A 26,051-nucleotide genomic window follows, 5' to 3' on the forward strand; every position below is an offset into this window, starting at 1 on the left:
GCTGCTGTGCAACCGTGTTGCGTGGAGCTTGTTGCGTGGTGCATCTCCCTGTATAATTCGCGCCCTTCGCGGCCTCTCCGTGCTTTTCACGGGTGGCTTTCAAGCGGATACGATGGTCTGGCTGTCTTTCCCGATAGTCCGGCCGGGAAACCGGATTGATAAAAAGGTACGTAAACCATGGTAGTTATTCGTCTCGCTCGTGGCGGTTCCAAGAAGCGTCCGTTCTATAGCATCGTTGTTGCTGATAGCCGTTACTCACGTGATGGTCGTTTCATTGAGCAACTGGGTTTCTACAACCCCATCGCCCGTGGCGGTGAAATCCCTCTCAAGCTGAACCTGGAAAGCCTGGATGCCTGGGTTGCCAAGGGTGCACAGCTGTCTGACCGTGTTAAGACCCTCGCCAAGCAGGCCCGTAAGGCAGCCTGATGGCAGAGCGAGGACAATCCTCTTCTGAAGAGGGCGCGTCCTCCAGGCTGGAGGTCGTCGGCCGCATCCTCGGGGTGCACGGCGTCAAAGGGTGGGTAAAGGTGTATTCCCATACCGATCCGATGGACAACCTCCAGCAGTACCAGCCCTGGCACCTGAAACAGGGTGGCCCGCATTCAAGTGGTCAGCCCTCAGGTGGAGAGTGGAAACCGGTGAAAGTGACCGGATTCCGCCCTCAGGGGAAAGGCCTGATTGCGCAACTGGAAGGGATTACCGACCGGGAAGCGGCAGCGGCCCTGGTGGGGCAGGAGATCGGCGTACCCGCGGATTTGCTGCCACAATCCGGGCAGGGCGAGTACTACTGGCGTGACCTGATTGGCCTGCGGGTAAAACATGTGAATGGCATGGACCTGGGCAAGGTGACGCGAATGCTGGAAACCGGTGCCAACGACGTTGTCGTGGTTCGCGGTGACAGCAATAGCCTGGATCGGCGTGAACGGCTGATTCCCTGGCTCCCGGATGACGTGATTACTGCCATCAGCCTTGCAGAAGGGCAGATGACAGTGGATTGGGACCCGGATTTTTAAATGATGGCGACGAAGCCTCCGTTTGCCGTCACTCTGGTAACACTGTTTCCGGAGATGGCGCAGGCGATTACTGACTTCGGCGTGACCCGGCGGGCCGTGGAAAACGGCCAGCTGCAGGTGGAAACGGTGAATCCTCGGGATTTCACTGAAGACCGCCACCGCACCGTGGACGATCGCCCTTTTGGTGGCGGCCCCGGCATGGTGATGAAAGTGGAGCCCTTGGCGAAAGCCCTGCAGGCTGCACGCACTGCCAACCCGGCAGCGAAAGTGGTTTATCTGTCCCCGCAAGGGCAGCCGCTGACCCAGGCCAAGGCCGCGGCGTTGGCGGAGCAGCCCGGCCTGATCTTGTTGGCGGGGCGTTACGAGGGCGTAGACGAGCGGTTGCTTGATGCCGAGGTGGATGAGCAGATATCCATCGGCGACTACGTGCTAAGCGGCGGCGAACTGCCGGCGTTGGTGCTGATCGATGCGGTCAGCCGATTGATTCCCGGAGTGCTGGGTCACCAGGATTCCGCCGAGCAGGATTCTTTTTCGGGTGAATTCGAAAACCTGCTCGATTGCCCGCATTACACCCGCCCGGAGGTGTATGGCGAGCAGGCAGTGCCACCGGTACTGCTCAGTGGCAATCACGCGCTGATTCGCCGCTGGCGCCTTAAGCAGGCGTTGGGACGGACTTGGAAACAGCGTCCGGACCTGCTGGAGGCCCGCCGGGCGCGGGGCTTGAGCAATGAAGAGCAACAACTGCTGGACGAATACATCGCCGAGCAGTCGTCGCGTACAGCAAAAAACTCTGATTAGGAGCACTGCCATGAGTGGCAAGAACCTTATTATCCAGGGCATCGAAAATGCCCAGCTGAAAACCGAAGTACCGGAATTCGGCGCCGGTGACACCGTTACCGTGCAAGTGAAAGTAAAGGAAGGTACCCGTGAGCGTCTGCAGGCGTTCCAGGGTGTGGTTATCGCTCGTCGTAACCGTGGCCTGAACTCTGCATTTACCGTGCGCAAGATCTCTCACGGTGTGGGCGTTGAGCGTGTATTCCAGCTGCATAGCCCGCTGATCGATTCCATCCAGGTGAACCGTCGTGGTGATGTGAGCCGCGCCAAGCTTTACTACCTGCGTGATCGCTCTGGTAAGTCCGCACGGATCAAAGAAAAAATCCGGTAGATTGCGGATTCCTTCTACCGCGAGCGAATGTTGGTTTAGCCTTTGCTGTAGGGCATGCGAAATCAACCTCTGGCCCGGTAGATTGCTCCAACAAAAAAGCCGCTTCCCGGAAGGAAGCGGCTTTTTTGTTGGTCGCTCTGCGGCTGCCTCACGCAAGACGCAAGACAAACCTGCAACGTCTTCCGCTGCGTTGTAGGTCGGAAATGGGCGTGAGCCCATCTCCGACAGGGTATTTCCGCCCTACGGTTCCATCATTGGCATCAGGCTTCTAGCCTTTCTTTACCATCCGGTACAGGGCCAGCAGCACCAGCGCGCCGACGATGGCGGTGATGAAGCTGCCCAGACTGAAGCCGCTGACGGAACCGCCCAGGCCGGTAATGGAGCCCAGCCAGCCACCGACCACGGCACCAGCGATACCGATCAGCGTAGTAACAATAAAGCCGCCCGGGTCCTTCCCCGGCATAATCCATTTAGCGATGATGCCGGCGATCAGGCCGAATACAATCCAGGATAAAATTCCCACGATTCCTCTCCTTGGTGACGATTTCTTGAAATTTTGCTGGTCTCCATTGTTGCCCTAAATCGCGGTGTTTGTCGTTAATGACGTCGGCGCTATGCGTAATATTTGGTAAAAGAGCCGCAGGGGCGGAAAGGCGTTGGTGCTGGGTAACTCATTGTTTTTTCTCTTTGAATAAGGCTTCATGGCGTAATGGGAACGGAAACGGACGGGCAACCAACGGATGCGCATGGTCGGCTGATTGATAGCTGGCTGGACCAGCAGTGGCTGGAGAAAGGCCTGAGTGAGCACAGCCTGTCCAATTATCGTCGGGACATTAGCCAGCTCGCTGTCTGGTTGCAGCATCAACAGGCGACTTTGCTGGCCTGCGAGCGGTATCAATTGCTGGAGTTCCTTGCCGCCCGCCACCAGCAAGGCCTCAGTGCACGCTCCGTTGCCCGGCAGCTGTCGGCGGTGAAAAGCTTTTACCGCTGGCTCAAGCGGGAAGGCCGCATTGCGGAGGATCCGGCACTGCTGATCGAGCGACCCAAGCTGGGCAGGCCGTTGCCAAAGACCTTGAGCGAAGCGGATGTGGAAGCCCTGCTGGCGGCGCCGGACCTGTCCACGCCGCTGGGCCTGCGTGACCGTGCCATGCTGGAGGTGCTCTATGCCACGGGCCTGCGGGTGACGGAACTGGTGACATTGACCCAGAGCCAGATCAATCCGCGCCAGGGGCTGATCCGGGTGATCGGCAAAGGCGACAAGGAGCGGCTGGTGCCGCTGGGGGAAGAGGCGCTGCACTGGCTGGCTCGTTATGCGCAGGAGGGTCGCCCCCAGTTGCTGGCCGCGGATCAGCAGGGTGGCAATCAGGAGCTGCTCTTTCCCAGCCGCCGTGGCACCTGTATGACACGGCAAACATTCTGGCATCGAATCAAGCAGTTGGCAGTGGTCGCGGGGGTGCAAAAAAAGCTCTCTCCCCATACACTGCGGCATGCATTTGCCACGCACCTGTTGAATCACGGCGCGGATTTGCGGGTGGTACAGCTGCTGCTGGGGCACTCGGATCTGTCGACGACCCAGATCTACACCCATGTGGCACAACAGCGGTTACAAGACGTCTACCAGAAACATCACCCCCGATCGGGAACCTGAGCCAGCTGGCGGGTTCTCACAGGTAAGAGAAGGAGTAACGACACAATGAAAAAGGTTTTGCTGTTTGTATTGTTGGGGCTGATGACCGCATGTGGCGCCAGTTCTGAAACCGCCAAGGGTAACGCCGAGATCGATGGTGAACAGGCGAAAGCGGCTTTCGAGAAAGCTTTTCCTGCTGTTGAAGTCAGTGATGTGCGTGCTGCGCCCATGGCGGGCATGCTGGCGCTGGAAGTAAACGGGAGTGAAACCGTTTACATGAGCGAAGACGGCCGTTTTATCATGATCGGCAAGTTGCTTGAGCTGAAAGACGGAGAGGTGGTCAATCCGGCGGAGCAGCGCCTGGAAAAGGTTCGCGCTGAAGGTATCAAGGAGCTGAACAAGGACGACATGATCACTTACGCCGCTGAAGACGAGAAAGTGGAAGTGTACGTGTTCACCGACATTACCTGCGGGTATTGCCGCAAACTGCATCGCCATATCGACGAATACATGGCGTCCGGCGTGACGGTCCACTACCTGGCCTTCCCCCGCGGTGGCCCGACCACCAAGGCGGCGGCTTCCATGCGTCATATCTGGTGTGCGCAAGACCGCCAGCAGGCGCTGTCGGATGCCAAACTCAATGACAAGATCAACAATGCAGAGCTGGGCGAGTGCGCCAAGCCGGTTGATGAGCAATATGAGCTGGGCCTCACATTCGGGGTTCGCGGTACACCGGCGATCTACACCACCGAAGGCAAGCAGCTGGGCGGCTATCTGACCCCGGAAGATATGCTCAAGCGGCTGGACTGATTCGCCTGTATCCCCCGTATTACGGCGCTTTGCTGCCGTAAACACGGTGCCGGCACATTGACGACGCGGGGTTGCGCCGTTAATGTGTCGGCCTTCTTTTACTCCCACCCAAGGTGCTGTCGTGGAAACCGATTTCCAGCGAATCCGTCGTTTGCCTCCCTATGTCTTCAATATTGTTGGAGAGATGAAGGCGGCAGCGCGAGCGCGGGGTGAGGATATTATCGATTTCAGCATGGGCAATCCGGATCAGCCCACGCCAAAGCATATTGTCGATAAGCTGACAGAAACCGCCCAGCGGGGCGATACCCACCGTTATTCGCAGTCCCGGGGGATCCCTCGCTTGCGCAAGGCCATGACGGACTGGTACCAGCGTCGTTATGACGTGGAGCTGGACCCGGAATCCGAGGCCATTGTCACCATTGGTTCCAAGGAAGGCCTGGCGCATCTGGCACTGGCTACCATGGGCCCCGGGGACACCGTGCTGGTGCCGAACCCCAGCTACCCGATTCACCCCTATGGGTTCGTGATTTCCAATGCGGATATCCGCCACGTACCCATGGTGAAGGGCGTGGATTTCTTTGTGGAGCTGGAACGGGCGATCAAGGAATCCTGGCCGAAGCCGAAAATGCTGGTGCTGAATTTCCCCGGTAACCCCACGGCTCAGTGTGTGGAGCTGGATTTCTTCGAGAAAGTGGTGGCCATTGCCCGTGAGCACCAGATCTGGGTGGTGCACGATATCGCCTACGCGGACATCGTTTTCGATGGCTACAAGGCCCCCTCCATTTTGCAGGTGGAAGGCGCCAAGGATGTGGCGGTGGAGTTCTTTTCCCTGTCCAAGAGCTACAACATGCCCGGGTGGCGGGTGGGCTTCTGCTGCGGCAATAAAGAGCTGATCCACGCCTTGGCACGCATCAAGTCATACATGGATTACGGCACCTTTACCCCGATTCAGGTGGCGGCCATTGCCGCGCTGGAAGGGGACCAGAGTTGCGTTGCCGAAATCTGCGAAATGTATCGCCAGCGCCGGGATGTGCTGGTGGAAGGGCTGGGCGACATTGGCTGGCCGGTGGAAAAACCCCGTGCCACCATGTTTGTCTGGGCCGAAATCCCCGAACCCTATCGGGCCATGGGCTCGCTGGAGTTTTCCAAGAAGCTGCTCACCGAAGCGGGTGTAGCAGTGTCGCCGGGCATTGGTTTTGGCGACTACGGTGACGATCATGTGCGTTTTGCGCTGATCGAGAACGAACAACGTACCCGGCAGGCCATGCGCGGCATCAAGAAGATGTTCCGTCAGGATGGGCTGCTGGGCTAACAGGCTGCGCCTTGTGCGCCCCTGCATAAAGAGAGGAAATGACGTGAAGTCGGTGAAGGTGGGTATTGCTGGTCTGGGCACGGTGGGTTCAGGCACCGTGAATGTACTGAAGCGTAACGCGCGGGATATTGCTCGCCGCGTGGGGTGTCCGATTGAAATTACCCATATCGGTGCCCGCCGCGACAATGCGGCCTGTGATACCCGTGATATTCGTCTTTCCCGCGATATTTTTGCAGTGGCGACAGACCCGGATATCGACATTCTGGTAGAGCTCATTGGCGGCATTGAGACCGCCCGTGAGTTGGTGCTTACCGCCATCAAGAACGGCAAGCACGTGGTCACCGCCAACAAGGCGTTGATCGCCGAGCACGGCAACGAAATCTTCCAGGCCGCCCAGGATAATGGCGTGGACGTGGCGTTCGAAGCTTCTGTGGCCGGCGGGATTCCGATCCTCAAGTCACTGGGTGAAGGCCTGGCCGCGAACCATGTGAACTGGCTGGCGGGCATTATCAATGGCACCGGCAACTTCATCCTCACCGAAATGGAAGAGGGTGGCCGGGCCTTTGATGACGTGCTGGCAGAAGCGCAAGCGCTGGGTTACGCGGAAGCGGACCCCACCTTCGACGTAGAAGGTATTGATGCAGCCCACAAGCTGACGATTCTGGCTTCCATTGCATTCGGTATTCCGCTGCAGTTTTCCAAGGTTTACACCGAGGGGATCAGCCGGATTACCACCGAAGACGTGGCCAGCGCCGCGCATTTCGGTTACCGCATCAAACACCTGGGGATTGCCAAGGACACCGGTAACGGCATCGAGCTGCGTGTGCACCCGACCCTGATTCCCAAGGAAACCATGCTGTCTGCCGTGAATGGCGTGATGAACGCCATCATGATCGATGGCGATGCGGTGGGGCCGACCCTGTTCTACGGCGCCGGCGCCGGTGCCGAGCCGACGGCTTCCGCTGTCGTGGCTGACATCATCGAGCTGGGCCGCGCACTGACCGTGGACCACGACGAGCGTGTACCGTATCTGGGCTTCCACACCGACCAGATGTCCGATGAGCCGATTCTGACCATCGATGACGTGTCCTGCAGCTTCTACCTGCGCCTGCACGTGCAGGACAAGACCGGCGTGCTGGCCGACGTGACTCGCATCCTCAGTGATAACAATGTCAGCATTGATGCACTGGTACAGCGTGAAGTGGACCAGGGCCTGGTGCCTATCGTGATGATGACTCACGTGGTGCGCGAAGGGGACATGAGCGCAGCCCTGGCCAAGATCGGTGCCCTTGAAGCCGTGAATAGCGATATAATGCGTATCAGGGTAGAGACGCTGGACGCTTGATTAAACGCCGGAAGCCAGACGCCGGAGGCCAGACGCGTTAGAATCCACCCAAGGTTCACCGTCAGGCGTTTGGCTTCCGGCGTCGGGCAGTCTGGCAAGAACCCCTGATTTTTGAGAACCGCAGAGCCTAGCTTAGAGGCTTTACACTAGCAGCAGAGACCAAAACCATGCCTTTTCGTGACCGTTACACCGGCCTGATCAACCGTTACCGTGACCACCTGCCGGTGAATGATGACACGCCGATCATCAGCCTGGGCGAGGGGAATACCCCGTTGATTCGCTTGAAGAATATCCCCAAGCTGCTGGGCAAGGACGTAGATATCTACGTCAAATACGAAGGCCTTAATCCCACCGGTTCCTTCAAGGACCGGGGCATGACCATGGCGGTGACCAAGGCCGTGGAAGAAGGCAGCAATGCCATCATCTGTGCCTCCACCGGCAACACGTCTGCGGCCGCTGCTGCCTATGCCGCCCGTGCCGGGATTACCGCTTTTGTACTGATTCCGGAAGGCAAAATTGCCATGGGCAAGCTGGCCCAGGCAATGATGTACGGTGCCGTAATCATGCAGATCCGTGGCAATTTCGACCAAGGCATGGAACTGGTGAAACAGGTGGCCGAGAAGGCACCGGTGACCATCGTGAACTCGGTTAACCCGTACCGTCTGCAGGGGCAGAAGTCTGCTGCTTTCGAAATCGTCGAAGAGCTGGGCCGCGCCCCGGATTACCACTGCCTGCCGGTGGGCAATGCCGGTAATATCACCGCGCACTGGATGGGTTACAGCGAATACCACAAGTCTGGCATCGTCAATGCCGCCCCGAAAATGGTGGGTTACCAGGCCGAAGGTGCCGCGCCGTTCATGCGTGGCGAGCGAGTGAGCGATCCGGAAACCGTGGCAACGGCCATTCGTATCGGCAACCCGCAGTCCTGGGACAAGGCCTGGAAACTGCAGGAAGAATCCAAAGGCTGGTTCGACGAGCTTAGCGATCACGAAATCCTGACAGCACAGAAATTGTTGGCCGAGAAAGAAGGGATCTTCTGTGAACCCGCCTCTGCGGCCTCCATCGGTGGCGCCATGCGCGACATCAAGGCCGGCAAGATTCCGGAAGGCTCTACCATCGTCTGCACCTTGACGGGTAACGGCCTGAAAGACCCGGATACCGCCATTGCCCAGTGCCAGGATAGCCGCATGGTCACCATCGATGCGGATCTGGATGCGGTGAAAGGCGCGATCCTGTCCAACATGTCCTGATCGCTTCAGGCGTAATAAAAAAACGGAGCCTTCGGCTCCGTTTTTTTATAGTTATCTCTGCCGCTGGTGCCTGCAGGGGTGCGCGGGGAAAAGGCAGGCATCGTCACGATGTGCTACCATGCGCGCTCTTTTGTGGCGAAAGGAACGACGACCCGGTGTCGAGATTACTGAAACCACCTACGTGTAACACCTCCTCTCTGGGCTGACTGCGCCCATGCCTTGGCTGGATTCTTCCCGGCCAACCCCTGACTGATGTCTTGCTCTCTGCTGATCCGAACTTTGTGCGTGCTGGTGCATAGCCACAGAGAGGTATTTGACATTGGTCGACCACTATTTAGTCTGTTTAAAGACGACAAAGAAGGGAGAGACTGATGAAAGCATCGTTATTGGCGACGCCAAACGTTACCGGGGCCCCGTATGGCTCCCTTGTCCAAGGGATTGCAGCGCATTTGTATTGTTGACGATCTGATCAAGGCTGCGACCAGAAGGGTCGCTTCGCGTTCAGGTGATGTCTGGCTGTGAAGCTATAGAGGAGCCCAACCCGGTTTCCTCGCATCGTCCGGACCGACTGGCTGAAAGGCAGATAATCTGCCCCTCGAAGCAAGACGGAATACGGAGCTTAAATGAAAATTGATTACGAGACCGACTATGACGTCGGCCAGGACAATGTGCAGGTCATGGGAATGGACATGCACAATCCTGTCTTCTTTATCAGTGCTGTACTGATTCTTACCTTTGTGATCGGCACGCTGATCTTCCCGGAACAGGCCAACGCCTTGCTGAATGGCTCCAAGGGCTGGGCGATTGAGCATTTCGACTGGCTGTTCATGGTCAGTGGCAATTTCTTTGTATTGTTCTGCCTGCTGTTGGCGGTGCTGCCGCTGGGTAAAATCCGCCTGGGCGGGCAGAGTGCCAAACCGGAATTTTCCACGCTTTCCTGGTTCGCCATGTTGTTTGCGGCGGGCATGGGGATTGGTCTCATGTTCTGGAGTGTGGCGGAGCCGGTGGCCTACCTGAATGGCCAGTGGTACGGCACGCCGCTGGCGGTGGAAGCCGGGTCGGAAGCGGCGCGACATACGGCCATGGGGGCGACCATGTATCACTGGGGGCTGCACCCCTGGGCGATTTACGCCGTAGTGGCGTTGTCGTTGGCCTTCTTCACTTATAACAAGGGCATGCCCCTGACGATCCGCTCTGCGTTCTACCCGCTACTGGGTGAACGGTGCTGGGGCTGGCCGGGCCATATCATCGATATCTTGGCGGTGCTGGCCACCATCTTCGGTTTGGCGACGTCGCTGGGTCTGGGTGCTCAGCAAGCGGCCGGTGGCCTGCATTTCCTATTTGATACGCCCAATGCGATCAATGTTCAGGTCGGTATTATTGTCGGTGTTACTGCTGTCGCGGTGCTCTCGGTGGTGCGCGGTCTAGATGGCGGCGTGAAGCTGCTCAGTAACATCAATATGAGCCTGGCCGTCTTTTTGCTGCTCTTCGTGATTGTCGCCGGGCCTACCATGCTGATCATCACCGGCTTTGGCACCACTGCGGTGGATTACATCAGTAATATCATTCCGCTGAGTACCTGGTTTGGCCGTGAAGACAGTGAGTGGATGCATGGCTGGACCGTGTTCTATTGGGCCTGGTGGATTTCCTGGTCACCGTTTGTGGGGATGTTTATTGCCCGCATTTCCAAGGGACGCACCGTGCGTGAGTTTATTGTGGCGGTGCTGTTGGTGCCCACGGTGATTACCATTATCTGGATGAGCACCTTTGGTGGCACAGGGCTGGAACAATCCATCAACGGCGTGGGTGAACTGGCCAACGGGGTGAGTGATGCATCGCTGGCTATGTTCCAGATGCTGGCGCATCTGCCGTGGACCGGCATCATTTCCTTTATGGCGATTGCACTGGTCCTGATTTTCTTCGTGACCTCGTCGGACTCCGGCTCTCTGGTGATCGACTCCATTACGGCGGGTGGCAAGGTGGATGCACCGGTGCCCCAGCGCATTTTCTGGGCCGTTATGGAAGGCCTGATTGCGGGTGTACTGCTGTATGGCGGTGGCAAGGAAGCCCTGAAGGCTCTGCAATCAGGGGCTGTCACAACCGGGTTGCCGTTCACCATCGTGTTGTTGTTGATGTGCGTCAGCCTGTTTATTGCCCTGTCGGCGGAACGCAAGCGCCTTAAACTGGCTTGATCCCGTTCTGTTGATCCCTAAAAATGCCCGCTGATGCGGGCATTTTTTTGGGTGTCATATGCGAATGCCGAGCGCATGACGGGAAGACTGACAGAGGAGGCACGCATGTCTTTTCAGGTAACGGTCAACGGGTTTGAGCAGGACGAGGTGGGGGATTGGATCATGTTACTGTCCTGCGGCCACCGCCAGCACGTTCGTCACCAGCCGCCCTTTATTAACCGCCCCTGGGCGGTGAGCGAGGAGGGCCGCCGGCAGCATCTGGATATGGTGGTGACCTGCACCCAGTGTCAGCGGGGCATGCCAGTGCCGGAATGAGCCGCTGCACGCTCCACGCTTCACGCAACCCGTAAAACCCGTGAAAGCCGGTACGCCCTCTAGGAGCGGTGGTTCCACCGCGATGCTTTAGGCGGAGATCCCTTGCGCAAACGCGGGGGGGGGGCGAAGCCGCTGTAGGAGCTTGGCTGCAAGTGATCCGAGCGACAGCGAAATAGCAGAAGCGAGTTACGAGTAAGGAGTTTCGAAGATCAAAACCCTACCCCATGAATTAGGCGGCTGGTTTTGCCTTTCGAAACTCGTAGCTCGAAACTGTCTGTTCCCCTTGTGCAGGCTCGCGATCGTCAGGCGTCAGGCGTCAGGCGTCAGGCGTCAGGCGTTCAGCGTAACTTGGTATGCCGGTTGATGGTGTGCTGCAAGCCAAACAGGGCCGGCAGGTGCGGGCCAATCACGCCTTTGCCCGTGGTCAGCAGGGCGCCGCTTAACGCCCGTTGTGGATCCGCCCAGCAGTAAATGCTGATGAAGCCCAAATGCCCAAAGGATTTTGGGGCGCCGGGGCCGAACATGCCCATGCCCCGGTTGCCGAGCATAAAGCCGTTGGAGAAGTTCAGTGGCAGCATCAGCGTCCGGTCGAAGCGGGGGCGATGGTAGGCTGGCTCCAGGGCGCGGGCCACGGTGTCTGGCTGGAAAATCTGCTGGTCGCCATAGCGGCCGCCGTTCAGCAGCATCTGGAAAAAGCGGCTGGCTTCTTCCGCGGTGGCGTAGAGGTTGCCTGCCGGTACGGTGGCTTCCTGGAAACGGTCGTCGTTGGTCACTTCCACGACTTCATCGATACTGCCGCCCACCGCGTAGCTGAGGAACAGGTCCACCAGTTTCAGGGGGAGCCCGGTGGATACATCGACGGCCCGTTCGGCGCCGGTGTTCCCGAAGGTGAAATACTTCATTCCCATGGGCTGGCGAATGACCCGGTCGAGGGTGGCGTTCAGCGATTCTCCGGTTACCGCTTCCACCACGGCGCCAAGAATAAAGCCGGCGGTTATCGCGTGGTAGGCCTGGGTATTGAAGCCACTGGGCTTGGCGGCGCAGAGGATGTCGATAATCTCCTGGGGCCGATAGAGAATGTCGGCTTCCACCGGTTCCTGCGGGCGGGGAATCCCGGCCTGATGGGTAAGCAGGTGGCGCAGCGTGGTACGGCCCTTGCCGTTCTGCCCGTAAGCGGGCAGGTAGCGTGTCACGGGGTCGTCCAGATCAAGTTGACCCTGTTCCACCAGATGATGTACCAGCATGGCGCTGACCACTTTGGAAGCAGAGAACAGGCATACGGGGGTATCCGGTGTCATGATGCGCTGGGTGGTCGGGTCGGCGTAGCCGATGCTGCGGTTTAGCATGATCTCGCCGTGGCGGCGCAGGCAGAGGCTGATCGCCGGGCTCATGCCGCTGCGATAGAGCTTGCGTGTGGCTCGCCAGATAGACTCAACCTGTTCGGAGCCCATGCCGGTCTTGTCCAGTGGCGCTTCATCACCGTGCTGAATCAGCCCGTCGAGGCTGCGGGGAATAGGGTTGCCATGTTTGCTGATCAGGCGGCGTACACGCGGGCGAAGGGCCATAAAAGTCTCGCAAAAAATGGGGAGTGCAGGGCGCCGAGTATAAAGGTCGACACTATATTTATTGTGAAAGTACGCCATTGTCCATGATCAAGGGGGGACTGCAATGGCTGGCTGTGCCATCCGATTGGCGTCAAATCACAATAAATTGACCCGTTGAAACCCTGCCATTGCGTTACACTGGAGCGGAATGTTTACCCGTCAGCCGCTGGTTACAAGAATGGGGCTGAGCGCTGTGGCAAGCTTAATACTGAGAACAAGAGCATTTAACAGGAGGTCCCATGGAGACCATCAAGCAATCTGATTTTCAGAGCTTCGCGGAGTTTTATCCCTATTACCTCCAGGAGCATGGCAACCCCACCTGTCGCCGGCTGCACTTCTTCGGCACCCTGGGCCTGTTTGGCGTGCTGGCCGGCGTGTTCATGACCGGCAATCTTTGGGGGCTGCTGCTGTTACCGGTGGTGGGCTATGGCTTCGCCTGGGTGGGGCACTATGTTTTTGAAAAAAATCGCCCGGCTACCTTCAAACACCCCTGGTACAGCCTTGCCGGTGATTTTGTCATGTTCAAGGATATCCTCATCGGGCGTATTGAGTGGTAGCAGGAGACGCATCCCGCACCACGCTTCACGCTGGCACGCGGAGGGAGTAATGACCGCGGTTGGGGTTTTTCGGCCGGGAGAAACGGCGGCCAAGGATAGTGACCTGCCTGACCTGGATTGCCGGGAAAATATTGACGCCATGGTGCACGGGTTTTATCAGCGCTTGCTGAAGGATCCGGTCATGGCGCCGGTGTTTCTGGAGGTGGCGGGAATTGATCTGCAACAGCACCTGCCCACCATCTGCCAGTATTGGTACAAAATGTTGTTGGGCGAGCAGGACTATCAGCGCCATATGATGGCAAAACACCGGGCACTGGATGATCGCGAGCCGCTTACCGGGGAGCATCACGAGCGGTGGCTGGGCCATTTTATGGCGAATCTGGAGGGGCGCTTTGCCGGGCCGATGACCGACCGCGCTCGGCTGATCGCCCAGCGTGTCATGCATAATCTGTATATGCAGCTCAGTGCCCGACGGGGCCATGGCTCTGGAGAGGGCTGAAAAGTGGGCTCACCGCGGAATGGGGTGATGAGCCGATTCCAGGCTTTTGGCCTTTCTCATCAGGCATTCGGTGCCGGGCGCCAGCAAGCGGATCAGAACAGCGGCAGCACCATGTTGCCGGCCAACAGGCCGGCGCCGCTGAGGTAGCAACTCCCGATCAGGATGGGGTCGGAACCGAGAGCCTGGCGCCGGAGATGAAAATACAGGCCCGTGGCCAGCAAGCCCACCGCAACAACGCACACGCCAATCCAGAGAATCTGGGTCATGATGATGTCCTGCTTTCGATGACGTTTTTTATTTTTAACGCTGTGGCTATGTCGCCGTCAATAATGCCGTTGGCGTTAGCCAATAATGCCCTGTGCCTGCAGGTCTGCAAATTCTGCGTCACTCAATCCCAGCTCATCACGGAGCACGGCGTGGTTATGGCTGCCCACCTCGCCACCGGGCCAGCGGGTTTCGCCGGGGGTGTCGGCCAGCCGTGGCGTAATGGCAGGGACCTTGAGCGGTTTGCCGTTGATTTCCACCTGCTGGAACAGGCCGCGGGCCTGGAAGTGTGGGTCCTGCATCATGTCGGCCACGGAATAGATAGGGCCGGAGGGCACCCGGGCTTCTTCGAGAATGGCCAGGATTTCATCGCTGGGCAGGCTGCGGCACCAGCTGTCCAGCGCGGCGTCGATGGCCTCTTCGTGCTCCACGCGACCGGCGTTGTTGGCCATGGCGGGATCCTTGGCCATATCGGGACGGCCGGCGGCGGTCATCAAGCGTTTGAAAATGGAATCGCCATTGCCGCCGATCACCACGAACTTGCGATCGGCGCAGCGGTAGGTATTGGTGGGCACAATGCCGGTGACAGTGGAGCCGGCGGGTTCACGAATGACTCCGGCCCCGTCGAATTCCGGTATGACTCCCTCGAGAAGATTGAACACGGACTCGTACAAGGCCACATCGACAACCTGGCCTTGCTGGCTGTTTTGTCGCTCGAACAGTGCGAGCAAAATGCCCAGCGCTGCGTGCAGTCCGGCAATGGTGTCGCCCAATGAGAGGTTGGGGCGCACCGGGCGCTCGCCGGGAAAGCCGTTTACGTAGCGCAGGCCGCCAATGCCTTCGCACACCGAGGCATAGCCGGGTTTGCTGGCGTAGGGGCCGGTCTGGCCGTAGCCGGAAATGCGGGTATAAATCAGCCCCGGGTTGTCGGTGGCAAAGCTGTCCGGGCCCAAGCCCCAGTTTTCCATGGTGCCCGGGCGGAAGTTTTCGATGACCACATCGGCGCCTACCATCAGCTTGCGAGCCAGCGCTTTGCCCTGGTCAGTTTTCAGATCCAGGGTGACGGATTTCTTGTTGCGTCCCAGGCTGCGCCACCAGAACGAGGTGCCGTCCTCATCCAGTTTGCGCCAACCGCGAATCGGGTCGCCACCGGGGGGTTCCACTTTCACCACATCGGCGCCGAAGTAGGCCAGCAGGGTGCCGGTAAAAGGCCCGGCGAGTAGCTGTCCCAGTTCGATAACGCGTACTCCGTCCAGGGGCAGGCGGCGTGATGAGGGTTGAGTCATGGAGCCTCCAGAGAGTGTTTTTTCAAGCCCACAAGCCTAGCGGATTGGGCAGGAGAGTGGCAGTGTCCAAAGTGCCCGCGCCCGGTTGTTTGGCGTCAGTCTGGCGTAACAGTCATGGGGACAACAGTGGCAGCCACCGGTACAGAGCGAGGGTTGAAGTTTTGCCATCCGCGCTGCGCCCTATACAATCCGCGGCCTGCTACGAGGAAAAGCCATGACCCCGGAACGTTACCGCCGCATTTGCGAGACCCTGGACCGCCGCCAGCCTGACCTGACTGTGATCATGGATGGCGTGCACAAACCCCATAATATTGCTGCCATTGTGCGTACCTGCGACGCGGTGGGAATTCTCGATGTGCATGCAGTGTTACCCAAAAACCGGGCGCGTATGGCCGCCGGCACGGCGATGGGATCACAGCGTTGGGTACAGGTACACAAGCGTGATGAAAGCACCGATGTGATCCGTGAATTGCAGGGGCAGGGCGTACAGGTGCTGGCGGCGCATTTGTCCGATGATGCGATCCCCTATCGTGAAGTGGATTACACCCGGCCAACGGCGCTGTTGTTGGGGACCGAAAAATTCGGCGTCAGCGACGAGGTGGCCAGCGTGGTGGATCAGAATGTGACCATTCCCATGATGGGCATGGTGGAATCATTCAATGTGAGTGTGGCGGCGGCAATTATTCTTTCCGAAGCCTGTGAGCAGCGCCGGGCGAAAGGGTTTTATGATCAGCCGCGGGTGGCGGCGGATCGCTACCACGAGCTGCTTTTCCGTTGGGGCTATGCCCGGATTGCCCGCTTGTGTGATGCCCACGGGGTGCCGTATCCCGAGCTGGATGAAGAGGGGCAGGTGAAAGACAGCGCCGCGCTTACGGCGCTGTTGCAGAAGACCCAGACAGAGGCGTAGCGGCGGGGGCGGCCGCTGCAGGTGCCGCCTCGGGGGGATGCGCAGGCTTGCTGGCTGGCACTGCAACTGGCCCCAGCGGCGTCGCTGTCGGGGCGTGGCTGACCTGCCACTGAAAGTCGCTGGCCCCACCTTCGCCTACCCAGGCCGGGAACCACAGGGTGTTGTCCATGGTGGCATAGCGCAGGCGGCGGATATCGATGCCCTGATCGCTGGCCAGGGTGATCATTCGGGCCAATACCTGACCGTGATGAATCTGGTCCACCGCCGGGGTGGTGTCGACAATGGCCTGGTGGACGATTTGGTTGAAGGTGTCTCGGGGAATGCCGGAGAAATTCATCCGGTCCAGATCCGCAATAAAGGCATCGGCCAGCTCATCCACGGTGCCGATGCGACCATCGGCTTTCAACTCAGCCAGCTTCTTGTTGACCACTTCATCGTATTTCTCGAATGCGCCGTCCTGTTCGGCTGCCGCCAGGGCCACAATGGCTTCGCCCAGGCTGTCCATGTTCTGGAAGTCGAGCTTGGGGATCGCGCCCATCAGGTCGATCACCGTATCGGGAATGCCTTCGCTCTGGAAACCCAGCCGTGGGGTGGCGCCTGGATCGTGTTCGTACTTGGTGGTGCTGTTGGCATCATCCTCGTAGAACATGTTCATGGTCACGCCATCCAGGAAGGCATCGAACAGGCCGTTGGGCACTACCGGCATGTGATTGCTGAAGAACATTTCCCAGCCCTGATTGGAATCCAGGTGTAGCCAGTCACCGGGCAGGCGGGTGGCATTCATGCGGGTTTCAAAGTCGCTCATGGTGCCGTCCACGATCCCGTATTGTTTGTCGTTGTAGACGGAATCAAAGGTCAGCCGGGCGCCATCCAGGTTCTGGAAATCAATGGCAAAGTGAATGCGCGGCTCACGCAGGAACATCAGGAAAAACTTCAATACCTTCATGCTGCCGATGGCGAACCGGGAGGGAATGGTCACCGACTGTTCGTAGAAATCCACCTGGAATTTCTGGCTGAAAAAGGTGGGCAGGTAGGCATACCAGACCCGCGCCTTGACCAGCATGGAGGCGCGCACGGCGCCGTCACGCACGGCCAGGGGCGTGGCCTTGATGTTCTTGCGGGTATCCAGGTCAACGCGCAGGTTCTGGTTCAGGATGCCGGTGCTGATATTCACATACACATTATCAAAGACATTTTCGTCCTTGTGGGGGCCCAGGCGCGGTGCCATGGACTGGATCTGGGTGAAATCCTTGGGCTCATACTCCATGCGCATCAGGGTGGTCTGGATCCAGCCTTCGTCCAGATTCACCTCCACATAATCCGCCCGTGAACGTTCGCTGTTATTGCGCACCAGATACAGATAGCGGGGTTTGTTACGCGGCGAGTCGAGACGGATTTCTTCCAGCATCTGCCCTTCGGCCAGGGTGTGTTGCGCCGGATCGAAGCGGTCCCAGCCGCCATCGCGGAACATGAAAACCAGTTCATCGAAATCGTCAAAAATGCCGGGCTCGCCTTCCGCCTTGCTGTCGTTTTCACCCTCAATCCAGATCAGGCCGGTCTTGTCGAACTCGTCTATCTGGTAGGGCACCGGAATCAGCTTGCCGGCCCGCACGGCCATTAACGACAGTTCCTCGGTAGGGATGCCGTTGTGGCGGGGCAGGTCGTAGCCCTTGATTTCCATGGGGTACAGGTAGGTGAACTGGGTGGTATCCAGCGCTTTAAGGGTGTAATCCAGCTGTTCGGTGGAGATGCGAGTCAACCCGGTGGCCCAGCGGCCCATGGCACTGGGATCGGCCTTGTAGAACTCCACGAAATGTTTGAAATAGGCGTCGGGTACGCCGTCTGTCCAGATTTCCCTTGCCTTGAGGGGGCTGGTCACACTGAGCAGTAGCGCGATAACGCCAATCCATCCCTGTCTGCCGGTCATTTTGTTATTCTCTTCGACGATTTCGGATAGGAAAATGAAGGCCCTAGAGTATGACAACAGAACAGGAAAAAGTAGGCCTCAACGCCTTGCACGAGCGGCTCCATCGCGTATTGCCGGCGGTGTCCCTGTCTTGCCAGGCTTTGCCGCAAACCCCCGGCCTGCGCCTGTGGCTGCTGGACGAGTTGTTTCCGGAGCAGGCGTTGGACCCGGAAATTGTCAATGCGATCATGGAAGAGCCGCCGTACTGGTCGTTCTGCTGGGCGTCCGGGCAGGTGCTGGCGCAGTATCTGCTGGACAATCCCGAGCAGGTAGCCGGGCGCTGTGTGGTGGATGTGGGACCGGGTTCCGGAGTGGTTGCCATTGCTGCGGCCCTGGCTGGGGCACGCAAGGTCATCGCCTGTGATCTGGACGAGGATGCGCTCACCGCCACGGCCGTGAACGCCCGGGAGAACGGCGTCGAGGTGGTACTGAGCAATGATCTGGACTCCGCCTTGGCAGAGGCGGACCTGGTGACGGCGGCAGATATTCTCTATGACCGCGATAACCTGCCGTTACTGGCCCGGTTCCAGGCCGCGGGTGCGGTGCTGTTGGCGGATTCCCGGGTACCGGACCTGAACCCTCCGGGCTACCGACTGCTAGGGGAGTGGCAGTCCTGTACCTGGCCGGATCTGGGGGAATCGCGGGAGTATAACGGCGTTCGTCTGTTTGCTTCGGAACCGTAGACGCTTGCGCTGGTCAGAAAAAAGTGGGTGACGCCCAATCCCCGGTACCAGCGATTGGGGGCCGGGCATTTCTGGGTGGCATCCGGTACTGGACTTTTAGCCCATCATCCCTTTTATCGATGATGTTTTCCTTGAAACAGGAGGAACAACCGTTGTTTGAAAAAACGTTGTCTACGCAAAAAAAACCAATCCTTCCCGTCGTCTGGGTGCTGACGCTGTTATGCGTTGCCTTTTCCCCGGTTCAGGCTGCCTTGCCTGCTGTCACGGCAGAAGGGGACGCGCTTCCCTCGCTGGCGCCCATGCTGGAAAAAACCTCGCCGGCGGTGGTGAATATTGCCATCGAAACCCGGGTACGGGCGGCGCGCAATCCGTTGATGAATGATCCTTTCTTTCGTCGCTTTTTCGACATGCCGGAACGCCAGCGGCCCTCTGAGCGCCGCGCTGCCAGTGCCGGCTCCGGGGTAATTGTGGATGCTGCTGAAGGCTATGTGCTGACCAACGCCCATGTGGTCAAGAACGCGGACAATATCGAAGTCACCCTTACCGATGGCCGTGAACTGTCAGCGGAACTGGTGGGTGTGGATGAGGAAGTGGATCTGGCGGTACTGAAGCTGGAAGAGTCGGACCGACTTACCCAAATTGCCATTGCCGATTCCACCGGTCTGCGGGTTGGCGATTTTGTGGTCGCCATTGGTAACCCCTTCGGGCTCGGCCAGACGGTGACTAGCGGCATCGTTTCCGCGTTGGGTCGCACAGGCCTGGGCATTGAAGGCTATGAAAGCTTTATCCAGACCGATGCGTCCATTAATCCGGGCAACTCCGGTGGGGCACTGGTCAACCTGCGTGGTGAGCTGGTCGGTATCAATACGGCGATTCTGGCGCCGGCCGGTGGCAATGTGGGCATCGGCTTTGCCATCCCCACCGAGATGGCCGAGAACGTGATGCAGCAGCTTATCGAACACGGTGAAGTGCGCCGTGGCATGCTCGGTGTCACCATTCAGGACCTGACGGCGGAGTTGGCGGAAGCCTTTGGTGTTGAGCGCCAGCGCGGCGTGGTGATCACTCAGGTGGTGGAAGACAGTGCGGCAGAGAAAGCGGGCCTGAAGAGCGGTGATGTAGTTACCGCCGTGGACGGTCGACCGGTAAACCGCGCGGCCGACCTGCGTAACAAGGTGGGCATGGCGCCGGTCGGTGAGAAGGTCGAGCTGAGCATCCTGCGTGATGGCAAGAAAAAAGACGTCACCGCCGTGATCAGTGAGTCATCACGGGAAACCGCTGGCGGTGAGGCTGTCTCCAAATTCCTGGAAGGCGCCAACCTGCGCGACCTGCGCAAGGGCGAGCTGCAACATGCCGACGCCGGCGTGCTGGTGGATGAAGTAGAGCGAGGCTCCCCGGCCTGGCGCGCCGGGCTGCGTAATGGTGACGTGATCATTAACGTGAACCGCCAGGACGTGGACACCATGGACGAGTTACGCAAGGCCGTGAACGATAAAGAAGCGGCTCTGTTGCTGCGGGTTAACCGCAACGGCGGTGTGTTCTTTGTGGTGGTACGTTGATCGACTAACCATATAAGCTGTATCAAAAAGCCGGCATTAATTGCCGGCTTTTTTGTGGGCGTTCCAGTTTTCGTAGATACCGTCTCTCCCAATGAGCCACAACCCCTCTCAAGTGGGTTGTGGTTCATATTCTTTCTGGTGTGCCAGCACGCCATAAGCAATGTGCACCAGTTTTCTCATCGCCGCGCCCAGTGCTGACATCTTTCGTTTGCCTGCAGCACACAGCCGTTGATATTGCCGCCGGATGCTGGGGTTATGCTGCATCGCCACAACGGCACCCATATACAATTTCTGCCGCAAGGCTGGACCTCCATTTTTCGAGAGTCGCGGTGCGTGCCTGACCGAACTGCCCGAGGTCCACTCCACCGGCACTAGACCCATGAAGGCTGCCACTTGTCGGCCGCTTTTGAAGCGCCTTGATCGCAGCGTCACCAGTAAATGCACCGACAGCACCTCGCCGATACCCGGAATGCTTTCCAGCAAGCGCCTGTCGCGCTTAAGGCCGTCATGGCGATCAATATGATCATCCACTTCCTTGATCAGCCTTTTGGCCTCCCGTCGCAGCAACGCCAGCACATGCGTAATCGAGTGCTCCGCTTGCGTGTCACGGTTGAACTGCGCCTTTTCTAACCGGTTCTGTTCGCGCTGAATGTCCTTCTGCACAGTCTCCAGGCGTTTGGCTAGCTGCCTGAGGGTTCGCACTTCCTCTGGCTCAGGCTGCCAAGGTGTCAGCTCAGGGTTGGCCTGCGCAAAATAAGCGATCCGTTTGCTGTCTTTCTTGTCACTCTTGCCTTGATCGCCCAAGGAGCGGGCGTAATAACGCACGCGCGCAGGGTTCAGCACGTAGACCGTCACGCCAGATTGGTGCAGCCAGTACGCCAGGGGTTCGTGATAGATGCCCGTCGCTTCCAGATACACTTGGAGGTCGCCTGCCTCCTCGTTGGTTTGTTTGAGCAACCAAGCCAGCAGCGCGGGATAGTGATCGTGGGCATTGGGAAATACCCGGGTTTTTACCTTGCCGGCCTGTGCATCACGCAACCAGCATAGATCGAGCTTTTTCTTACTGACATCAATACCGATGGTAGCCATCTCTCCACTTCTCCTTGTTCGTGCAGCCTCATCCGGTCAACGGCGGGCTCGGATACCGTTCAAGTTTTGAGAGAAATGCTGGCGGGACCTATCTACATCACAGGCTCAGGGCCTCAGGTCGACTACGGGTTGCCCGCCAGCAGTGGCGAAAGGGTAGCAAATCCTTCCGCCGGAGAGACACAAGGTCGACTTAAGCGTAGCCGTAAGCCGACAGGGTTGTTGCGTAGCCCGAAATAAAGCCGATTGTCGGATTACGGCTACGCCTAATCCGACCTACTTTAAGACGCTTTACGTGTCATCTTTTTCAAAGCTTCCATGGCGGCCTGCGCCTTTTGCGAAGCGTTCTGCGCCGGCCAGGGCTTCTTCAAACACTACCGGGAACCCTCCGGCACCTTCGTCACGTAGGGCGGTTTCCTGGTCCTTATCCCATTGCTGGTAGGCGGATAGCCGGTCTGCACGCAGACAGCGTTGTGGAAAGGCGGCGATCTGGCGGGCCAGGGTGATGGCTTCGTCCAGGGCTTTGCCTTCCGGGGCTACCCGATTGGCGAGGCCAATCTGCAGAGCTTCTTCCGCGTTAACCGGACGGCCGGTGAGAATCATGTCCATGGCGCGGCTATGCCCGATCAGGCGGGGCAGGCGGACGGTGCCGCCATCAATCAGAGGCACTCCCCAGCGCCGGCAGAATACGCCGAAGGTGGCGGTGTCCTCCATCACGCGCAGATCGCAGAACAGGGCCAGTTCAAGTCCTCCTGCTACCGCGTAGCCGGATACGGCGGCGATTACCGGTTTGCTTAACAGCATGCGCGACGGCCCCATGGGGCCGGGGCCTGTTCCTGTGGCTTCCACCTCATTTCGCAGTGCCGGGTCGCCCATGGCCGACAGGTCGGCCCCGGCACAGAAATTACCGCCAGCGCCATGGAGAATGGCCACATGCAGAGTCGGGTCCTGCTCGAAGTGGTCGAAGGCCGCACGCAGCGCATCGGCGGTGGGCCGGTCGACGGCGTTGCGTTTTTCCGGGCGATTCAGGGTGATGATATAAAGGCCGTCGCGTTGTTCTGTTAAAACCGGGTCGCTCACAAGGTCACCTTGGTTGTCTGCCACAGGGGAATCATTACAGTGGGGTTCTCTACAGGTGGGAACATCTAAGCATAAGACTTGCCGGTATGTCTGCCGGTAGCGGGCGAGTTTGTTGGAGACGGTGATGGCGTATGTGCGTGAGTACGAAGATGAGAGCATTACCCGCGAGCAGCTGGATCAGAGTGACGGGTTGAGACTGCTTGAATTCGGCGCCAACTGGTGTGGTTACTGCATTGCGGCCCAGCCGGATATCGAAGCGGCGCTTGCGGAGCACCGCGAGCTTCCGCATATAAAAATAGCGGATGGGCCGGGAAGGCCCTTGGGGCGTAGTTTCCGGGTTAAGCTCTGGCCGACGTTGATTCTGATCAGGGACGGTGAAGAAACCGGGCGTATTGTCCGGCCGGAGAGTGAGAAAGATCTGAAGGAGTTTCTTCGCAGCTGTTGAACGCGAGCAAGATGGCGGGGCAGGGCCCCGCCGTGTGACTTAGTGGCTAAGCGTGATGATGGCCGTGTTGGACCAGGCGCCCGCCTGATCCTTCACCCGATATGTAATCGAGTCAGTTTTATTGCCAAAGAAGAAGGGAAAATACCGTAGCTGGCCATCTCCAAGATTCTCTACGTAGCCCCGACTCGGGCCTTGTGTAATCTCAAGAGACGCTGGATCGATGTTGTTTTCCGCATCGGTATCGTTTTCCAGTGGGCTCAGGTACTGCCAGCCCCAATAGCCGATAGAGAGATTGTCGTTATTGGCCTGGGGGGCACTGTTTTGGTAGGAGACGGTGATTGTGGTGGAGTCCTGGTCTTTAAACCCTTCGTCATCTGTCACGGTCAGCGTCGCCGTTATGATGATGTCATCGTCATTGGCACCAAGGTTGGGCGTTTCAAACTGTGCCACGGCCTGGTCTGCGCCGGTAATATCAATATCAGGTTGATCCAGTGTCCATTGATATTCTGCGATGTTGCTGTCGTCGGAGGAAAATTGCCCGTGCAGGGTGAACGTCTGGTTCTGGCCTGTTGAGAATCCAGGGCCAGCATTGGCTGTCGGGACGCTGGGGTGGCGAGCATTAAGCGCAATGGTTCCCAGGAGGGCAGGGTTCTGAGTGCCTCCACAGTGCTGGGAAAAACTGGCCATGAAGCTGTCGACCTGGTCTTCCTGTTGTTCAATGGAATGAACGGTAAAGCCACCGGAAATCGTGTTGCACCCTCGGCCGTCGCCGGAAATGCTGAGTCCACCAAGGCCATCGCTCTGGAAGGGGAAGCGCTCGGCCTGATAGTTGCCAGGTTGTAACGCCGCGTTGTAGGGCGCGGCAAAATCGGCCCGCCAGTTATCGCCATCATCAATGTGTACGGACACTCCATTGTCGTAGTTAATGCTGGAGTTGAAGGTGCTGAAAGCATCATCGAAGTACAGCTGTTCGCCTTGCCCGATATAGTCACCTTCAGGGCTGTTAATCTGCATATAGGTTAATGGCGCACTTTTACTCACCAGTGGAAGCGTTAGTGTTTGGGAGTTGTTTTGCCCAAGGCTGTCAGTGACGGTGAGTTTTAGTGTGAGCTCTTCGCCATCCAGGGGCAGGGAAGGAACGGTAAAAGATGGTGTTGCGCTGTTCGTGTTCGTCAACGTAATGGCCGGGCCATTCAATTGCTCCCACTGGTAGCCGGCAATAACACCGCTATCGGAATAGGATTTTTCGGCAGACAGGGTTACATGGATGTCGTCAGTGAGCTGGCGCATGGGGCGCTCAATAACCGCAACGGGATGCGGTAAATTTTCTGGCAGGGTGGAGTTGATGCGGATGCTACCGTTCAGTGGGGCATCGTTATTGCCGCAGTACTGTACGAAGTCCAGTGCTATGACCGGATTCGCTGCTGCGAGATCCAGTTCATGAATGAAGAAGTCACCGTCAATGGTGTTGCAACCGCGGTGATCCATGGAGACGGAAAGGCCTGCTCGCAAGGCACCTTTAAAGGCATTTCGTTGTGCATTCAAATAGTGCTCTTCTTCCAGTACCTGGTTGTCCGGTGAAGAAAAAACCATGTCCAGGTCGGTGTTCGTATCTTCGTATCCCAGGGTCAGCTGGGATTGTGTGTAATCCAGGCTGATGGTTCCGGTACTGTCAGAGAGAGTTTGCGTAATCCCGCCTCCAATATAATCCCCTGGTTCGCTGTTGAGGTGAATTGCACTTCCTGCTGTGGCAACTGCGGGCGCCAGAATGCAAGGCAAAAGGCTCATTAACGTCAGTTTCATCGTTCCCCCTTGTGTGGTCTTGGTCTGGTTTGATACCGGTGTCACAAGGAGTATAGGAATCGCCAGGGCCGGGAATGTGCGATATATCGGACAATGCTGTAGGCCATCACGTTAATGTCAGAGGGTGTGATCGTTGTGGCAGTTTAAAGAGGGCAGAAATTCAGAGCTGTTGGTGTCACAAACGTTCGAGCACCACCTTGCCCACCGATCTCCCCGATTGCAGTAGCGCCAATGCCGTCTGGGCATCGTCGAAGGCAAAGCGATGGCCCACATGGGGTGGGGGCAGGGCAATGGTCTGTAGTTCGCTGAGCAAGGCCTTCATGCTGGCTTTCTGTTCCCATAGCCAGATCAGATTGAAGGCCATCACCGACCGGTTGCTGCTGATCATATCCATAACGTCATAGCGGGGGCGGCGCAGGTAGCGCCAGGCAGCTTTGAGGTAGTTGGGACGGTTGCCGGTGGGGGTGAATTCCGCAGCGCCGAAAACCACCAAACGCCCCATCGGCTTGAGTGCGGCAAAGCTGGCTTGTTGGACGGTGCCGCCGATGGCGTCGAGCACCAGATCGAAACGGTGGCCGGTTTCGGTGAGTTGTCGGGAAAAATCCGGTTGGCGTACCAGCACATTCTCAAAACCCATTTCCTGCAGCATCGCGGCTTTGTCGGGGCTGCCTACCGTTCCAACAGGGTTGGCGCCCAGCAGTGTCGCCAGTTTCATGGCCTGCAGGCCGACTCCGCCGGCGGCGCTGTGAATCAGCACACGCTGCTCCGGCTGGATGGCGCCGAGGGTGGTCAGAGCATACCAGGCGGTGAGGGTCTGGGCCGGGAAGGCGGCGCCCTGAGCGAAGCTCCAGTCGTCGGGCAGGGGGATCAGGTAATCCGGTTCACTATCAATAATGGAGCAATAACCGCCGAAGCGGGTGACGCCCATCACCCGGTCGCCAATCTGGAAGGCGCTGTCGGTATTGTCGGTGTCAGAGCCTGTGCCGATGACCGTGCCGGCAAATTCCAGCCCGGGAATGAAGGCCCCTTCCGGGGTTGCGGAGTAAAGACCGGTAAGGGCGAAAATATCTGCAAAATTCAGCCCCACGGCATGAACCTGCACCCGGAGGTGCCCGGCGGACAGAGGAGGCAATGGCCGCTGTTTTTGAACCAGATTGGCCAAGCTGCCTGCCTTGGGCGTTTCCCAAACCGTTACCTTTGGCATGGTGGTTTCCGACGGTGAAACGTTCAGTATGCGGTGCCGCAGGCTGGGGCTCAATGCGTGTGGGATTCAGGGGCTGGGCTTG

General features: G+C 58.3%; 26 protein-coding genes. 17 read left to right on the forward strand and 9 right to left on the reverse strand.

The genetic code is table 11. The annotated features are described in order from the left end of the window. The first annotated feature begins 177 nt into the window (after positions 1-177). Genes rpsP through rplS form a run of 4 tightly spaced genes read left to right on the forward strand, consistent with a single transcriptional unit; the run spans position 178 to position 2,178 of the window. A complete protein-coding gene (gene rpsP / locus ADG881_RS15945) occupies positions 178-426 on the forward strand; it encodes a 30S ribosomal protein S16 (RefSeq protein ID WP_007149040.1) in 249 nt (82 codons plus the stop codon). Continuing rightward, positions 426-1,013 carry a ribosome maturation factor RimM gene (gene rimM / locus ADG881_RS15950; RefSeq protein ID WP_039926972.1) on the forward strand — a complete coding sequence of 196 codons (588 nt, stop codon included), beginning with the start codon at positions 426-428 and terminating at the stop codon, positions 1,011-1,013. The genes rpsP and rimM overlap by 1 nt, the downstream gene beginning before the upstream one ends. After that, a complete protein-coding gene (trmD, locus tag ADG881_RS15955) occupies positions 1,014-1,811 on the forward strand; it encodes a tRNA (guanosine(37)-N1)-methyltransferase TrmD (protein WP_007151604.1) in 798 nt (265 codons plus the stop codon). A 10-nt stretch (positions 1,812-1,821) separates the two neighbouring features. After that, a complete protein-coding gene (gene rplS / locus ADG881_RS15960; protein WP_007150853.1) occupies positions 1,822-2,178 on the forward strand; it encodes a 50S ribosomal protein L19 in 357 nt (118 codons plus the stop codon). A 268-nt stretch (positions 2,179-2,446) separates the two neighbouring features. On the opposite strand, the gene ADG881_RS15965 is transcribed toward rplS, so the two are convergent. Continuing rightward, positions 2,447-2,701, reverse strand: a complete 255-nt coding sequence (locus ADG881_RS15965) for a GlsB/YeaQ/YmgE family stress response membrane protein (RefSeq protein ID WP_007148494.1) — start codon at positions 2,699-2,701, stop codon at positions 2,447-2,449. Between the two features lie 186 nt (positions 2,702-2,887). Here ADG881_RS15965 and xerD point away from each other — a divergent pair, with 186 nt between their 5' ends. From xerD to ADG881_RS16000, 7 genes are all read left to right on the forward strand, one after another. Continuing rightward, positions 2,888-3,826, forward strand: coding sequence for a site-specific tyrosine recombinase XerD (gene xerD / locus ADG881_RS15970; RefSeq protein ID WP_007151399.1), 939 nt, complete (start codon positions 2,888-2,890; stop codon positions 3,824-3,826). 45 nt (positions 3,827-3,871) lie between these two features. Continuing rightward, positions 3,872-4,615, forward strand: a complete 744-nt coding sequence (locus tag ADG881_RS15975) for a DsbC family protein (RefSeq protein ID WP_007148481.1) — start codon at positions 3,872-3,874, stop codon at positions 4,613-4,615. A 121-nt stretch (positions 4,616-4,736) separates the two neighbouring features. Continuing rightward, complete coding sequence (alaC, locus tag ADG881_RS15980; protein WP_007151620.1) at positions 4,737-5,927, forward strand: alanine transaminase; 1,191 nt, start codon at positions 4,737-4,739, stop codon at positions 5,925-5,927. A 43-nt stretch (positions 5,928-5,970) separates the two neighbouring features. After that, on the forward strand, positions 5,971-7,272 hold the full coding sequence (locus ADG881_RS15985; protein ID WP_007150774.1) for a homoserine dehydrogenase: 1,302 nt from the start codon (positions 5,971-5,973) through the stop codon (positions 7,270-7,272). 167 nt (positions 7,273-7,439) lie between these two features. Beyond that, positions 7,440-8,522 (forward strand): threonine synthase, encoded by a 1,083-nt coding sequence (gene thrC, locus ADG881_RS15990; protein WP_007150588.1) that lies wholly within the window; start codon positions 7,440-7,442, stop codon positions 8,520-8,522. Between the two features lie 623 nt (positions 8,523-9,145). Beyond that, complete coding sequence (locus ADG881_RS15995; protein WP_007148772.1) at positions 9,146-10,714, forward strand: BCCT family transporter; 1,569 nt, start codon at positions 9,146-9,148, stop codon at positions 10,712-10,714. A gap of 105 nt (positions 10,715-10,819) precedes the next feature. After that, complete coding sequence (locus ADG881_RS16000; protein WP_007151029.1) at positions 10,820-11,029, forward strand: DUF3565 domain-containing protein; 210 nt, start codon at positions 10,820-10,822, stop codon at positions 11,027-11,029. 338 nt (positions 11,030-11,367) lie between these two features. On the opposite strand, the gene ADG881_RS16005 is transcribed toward ADG881_RS16000, so the two are convergent. Beyond that, positions 11,368-12,594, reverse strand: a complete 1,227-nt coding sequence (locus ADG881_RS16005) for an EstA family serine hydrolase (RefSeq protein ID WP_007149425.1) — start codon at positions 12,592-12,594, stop codon at positions 11,368-11,370. A gap of 278 nt (positions 12,595-12,872) precedes the next feature. Between ADG881_RS16005 and ADG881_RS16010 the strand changes: the two genes are divergently transcribed. Both ADG881_RS16010 and ADG881_RS16015 read left to right on the forward strand, forming a co-directional pair. Beyond that, positions 12,873-13,190 carry a DUF962 domain-containing protein gene (locus ADG881_RS16010; RefSeq protein ID WP_007150782.1) on the forward strand — a complete coding sequence of 106 codons (318 nt, stop codon included), beginning with the start codon at positions 12,873-12,875 and terminating at the stop codon, positions 13,188-13,190. 49 nt (positions 13,191-13,239) lie between these two features. After that, positions 13,240-13,689: a group III truncated hemoglobin gene (locus ADG881_RS16015; RefSeq protein WP_007149312.1), complete on the forward strand. Its 450-nt coding sequence runs from the start codon at positions 13,240-13,242 to the stop codon at positions 13,687-13,689. Between the two features lie 92 nt (positions 13,690-13,781). Here ADG881_RS16015 and ADG881_RS17635 read toward each other — a convergent pair whose 3' ends face one another. Next, on the reverse strand, positions 13,782-13,955 hold the full coding sequence (locus ADG881_RS17635; RefSeq protein WP_007148446.1) for a hypothetical protein: 174 nt from the start codon (positions 13,953-13,955) through the stop codon (positions 13,782-13,784). A gap of 75 nt (positions 13,956-14,030) precedes the next feature. Then, positions 14,031-15,239, reverse strand: a complete 1,209-nt coding sequence (locus ADG881_RS16020) for a CaiB/BaiF CoA-transferase family protein (protein WP_007148726.1) — start codon at positions 15,237-15,239, stop codon at positions 14,031-14,033. Positions 15,240-15,453: 214 nt separating this feature from the next. Here ADG881_RS16020 and trmH point away from each other — a divergent pair, with 214 nt between their 5' ends. Next, complete coding sequence (gene trmH, locus ADG881_RS16025; RefSeq protein ID WP_007150788.1) at positions 15,454-16,146, forward strand: tRNA (guanosine(18)-2'-O)-methyltransferase TrmH; 693 nt, start codon at positions 15,454-15,456, stop codon at positions 16,144-16,146. Here trmH and ADG881_RS16030 read toward each other — a convergent pair. Next, positions 16,109-18,073 carry a hypothetical protein gene (locus ADG881_RS16030; RefSeq protein WP_007149544.1) on the reverse strand — a complete coding sequence of 655 codons (1,965 nt, stop codon included), beginning with the start codon at positions 18,071-18,073 and terminating at the stop codon, positions 16,109-16,111. The two genes, trmH and ADG881_RS16030, sit on opposite strands and share 38 nt — an antisense overlap. 50 nt (positions 18,074-18,123) lie before the next feature. On the opposite strand from ADG881_RS16030, the gene ADG881_RS16035 reads away from it, so the two are divergent. Continuing rightward, positions 18,124-18,795 (forward strand): methyltransferase, encoded by a 672-nt coding sequence (locus ADG881_RS16035; RefSeq protein ID WP_007151327.1) that lies wholly within the window; start codon positions 18,124-18,126, stop codon positions 18,793-18,795. Positions 18,796-18,917: 122 nt separating this feature from the next. After that, positions 18,918-20,351, forward strand: a complete 1,434-nt coding sequence (locus ADG881_RS16040; protein ID WP_369699531.1) for a DegQ family serine endoprotease — start codon at positions 18,918-18,920, stop codon at positions 20,349-20,351. A 108-nt stretch (positions 20,352-20,459) separates the two neighbouring features. Here ADG881_RS16040 and ADG881_RS16045 read toward each other — a convergent pair whose 3' ends face one another. Both ADG881_RS16045 and ADG881_RS16050 read right to left on the reverse strand, forming a co-directional pair. After that, positions 20,460-21,440: an IS110 family transposase gene (locus ADG881_RS16045; RefSeq protein WP_007149346.1), complete on the reverse strand. Its 981-nt coding sequence runs from the start codon at positions 21,438-21,440 to the stop codon at positions 20,460-20,462. 288 nt (positions 21,441-21,728) lie between these two features. Then, a complete protein-coding gene (locus ADG881_RS16050; RefSeq protein ID WP_007151606.1) occupies positions 21,729-22,517 on the reverse strand; it encodes a crotonase/enoyl-CoA hydratase family protein in 789 nt (262 codons plus the stop codon). Between the two features lie 124 nt (positions 22,518-22,641). Here ADG881_RS16050 and ADG881_RS16055 point away from each other — a divergent pair, with 124 nt between their 5' ends. Continuing rightward, positions 22,642-22,962 (forward strand): thioredoxin family protein, encoded by a 321-nt coding sequence (locus tag ADG881_RS16055; RefSeq protein ID WP_007148925.1) that lies wholly within the window; start codon positions 22,642-22,644, stop codon positions 22,960-22,962. A gap of 39 nt (positions 22,963-23,001) precedes the next feature. Here the strand turns inward: ADG881_RS16055 and ADG881_RS17285 are convergent, their stop codons facing one another. Beyond that, entirely contained in the window at positions 23,002-24,765 is a 1,764-nt protein-coding gene (locus tag ADG881_RS17285; protein WP_007149811.1) for an Ig-like domain-containing protein, read from the reverse strand. 175 nt (positions 24,766-24,940) lie between these two features. Next, positions 24,941-25,969: a medium chain dehydrogenase/reductase family protein gene (locus tag ADG881_RS16065; protein ID WP_039926976.1), complete on the reverse strand. Its 1,029-nt coding sequence runs from the start codon at positions 25,967-25,969 to the stop codon at positions 24,941-24,943. Positions 25,970-26,051 lie beyond the last annotated feature (82 nt).

This window comes from Alcanivorax sp. DG881, assembly GCF_000155615.1.
GTDB lineage: Bacteria > Pseudomonadota > Gammaproteobacteria > Pseudomonadales > Alcanivoracaceae > Alcanivorax.

Coding starts and splice junctions, on each gene's coding strand:
- ADG881_RS17285 (WP_007149811.1), bottom strand. CDS start 24,765: ATGAAACTGACGTTAATGAGCCTTTTGCCTTGCATTCTGGCGCCCGCA.
- ADG881_RS15995 (WP_007148772.1), top strand. CDS start 9,146: ATGAAAATTGATTACGAGACCGACTATGACGTCGGCCAGGACAATGTG.
- xerD (WP_007151399.1), top strand. CDS start 2,888: ATGGGAACGGAAACGGACGGGCAACCAACGGATGCGCATGGTCGGCTG.
- ADG881_RS16035 (WP_007151327.1), top strand. CDS start 18,124: ATGACAACAGAACAGGAAAAAGTAGGCCTCAACGCCTTGCACGAGCGG.
- rpsP (WP_007149040.1), top strand. CDS start 178: ATGGTAGTTATTCGTCTCGCTCGTGGCGGTTCCAAGAAGCGTCCGTTC.
- ADG881_RS16020 (WP_007148726.1), bottom strand. CDS start 15,239: ATGACTCAACCCTCATCACGCCGCCTGCCCCTGGACGGAGTACGCGTT.
- rplS (WP_007150853.1), top strand. CDS start 1,822: ATGAGTGGCAAGAACCTTATTATCCAGGGCATCGAAAATGCCCAGCTG.
- ADG881_RS16040 (WP_369699531.1), top strand. CDS start 18,918: ATGTTTTCCTTGAAACAGGAGGAACAACCGTTGTTTGAAAAAACGTTG.
- thrC (WP_007150588.1), top strand. CDS start 7,440: ATGCCTTTTCGTGACCGTTACACCGGCCTGATCAACCGTTACCGTGAC.
- ADG881_RS15975 (WP_007148481.1), top strand. CDS start 3,872: ATGAAAAAGGTTTTGCTGTTTGTATTGTTGGGGCTGATGACCGCATGT.
- ADG881_RS16065 (WP_039926976.1), bottom strand. CDS start 25,969: ATGCCAAAGGTAACGGTTTGGGAAACGCCCAAGGCAGGCAGCTTGGCC.
- trmD (WP_007151604.1), top strand. CDS start 1,014: ATGATGGCGACGAAGCCTCCGTTTGCCGTCACTCTGGTAACACTGTTT.
- trmH (WP_007150788.1), top strand. CDS start 15,454: ATGACCCCGGAACGTTACCGCCGCATTTGCGAGACCCTGGACCGCCGC.
- ADG881_RS16005 (WP_007149425.1), bottom strand. CDS start 12,594: ATGGCCCTTCGCCCGCGTGTACGCCGCCTGATCAGCAAACATGGCAAC.
- ADG881_RS16015 (WP_007149312.1), top strand. CDS start 13,240: ATGACCGCGGTTGGGGTTTTTCGGCCGGGAGAAACGGCGGCCAAGGAT.
- rimM (WP_039926972.1), top strand. CDS start 426: ATGGCAGAGCGAGGACAATCCTCTTCTGAAGAGGGCGCGTCCTCCAGG.
- ADG881_RS16055 (WP_007148925.1), top strand. CDS start 22,642: ATGGCGTATGTGCGTGAGTACGAAGATGAGAGCATTACCCGCGAGCAG.
- ADG881_RS16000 (WP_007151029.1), top strand. CDS start 10,820: ATGTCTTTTCAGGTAACGGTCAACGGGTTTGAGCAGGACGAGGTGGGG.
- ADG881_RS16010 (WP_007150782.1), top strand. CDS start 12,873: ATGGAGACCATCAAGCAATCTGATTTTCAGAGCTTCGCGGAGTTTTAT.
- ADG881_RS16030 (WP_007149544.1), bottom strand. CDS start 18,073: ATGACCGGCAGACAGGGATGGATTGGCGTTATCGCGCTACTGCTCAGT.
- ADG881_RS17635 (WP_007148446.1), bottom strand. CDS start 13,955: ATGACCCAGATTCTCTGGATTGGCGTGTGCGTTGTTGCGGTGGGCTTG.
- ADG881_RS16045 (WP_007149346.1), bottom strand. CDS start 21,440: ATGGCTACCATCGGTATTGATGTCAGTAAGAAAAAGCTCGATCTATGC.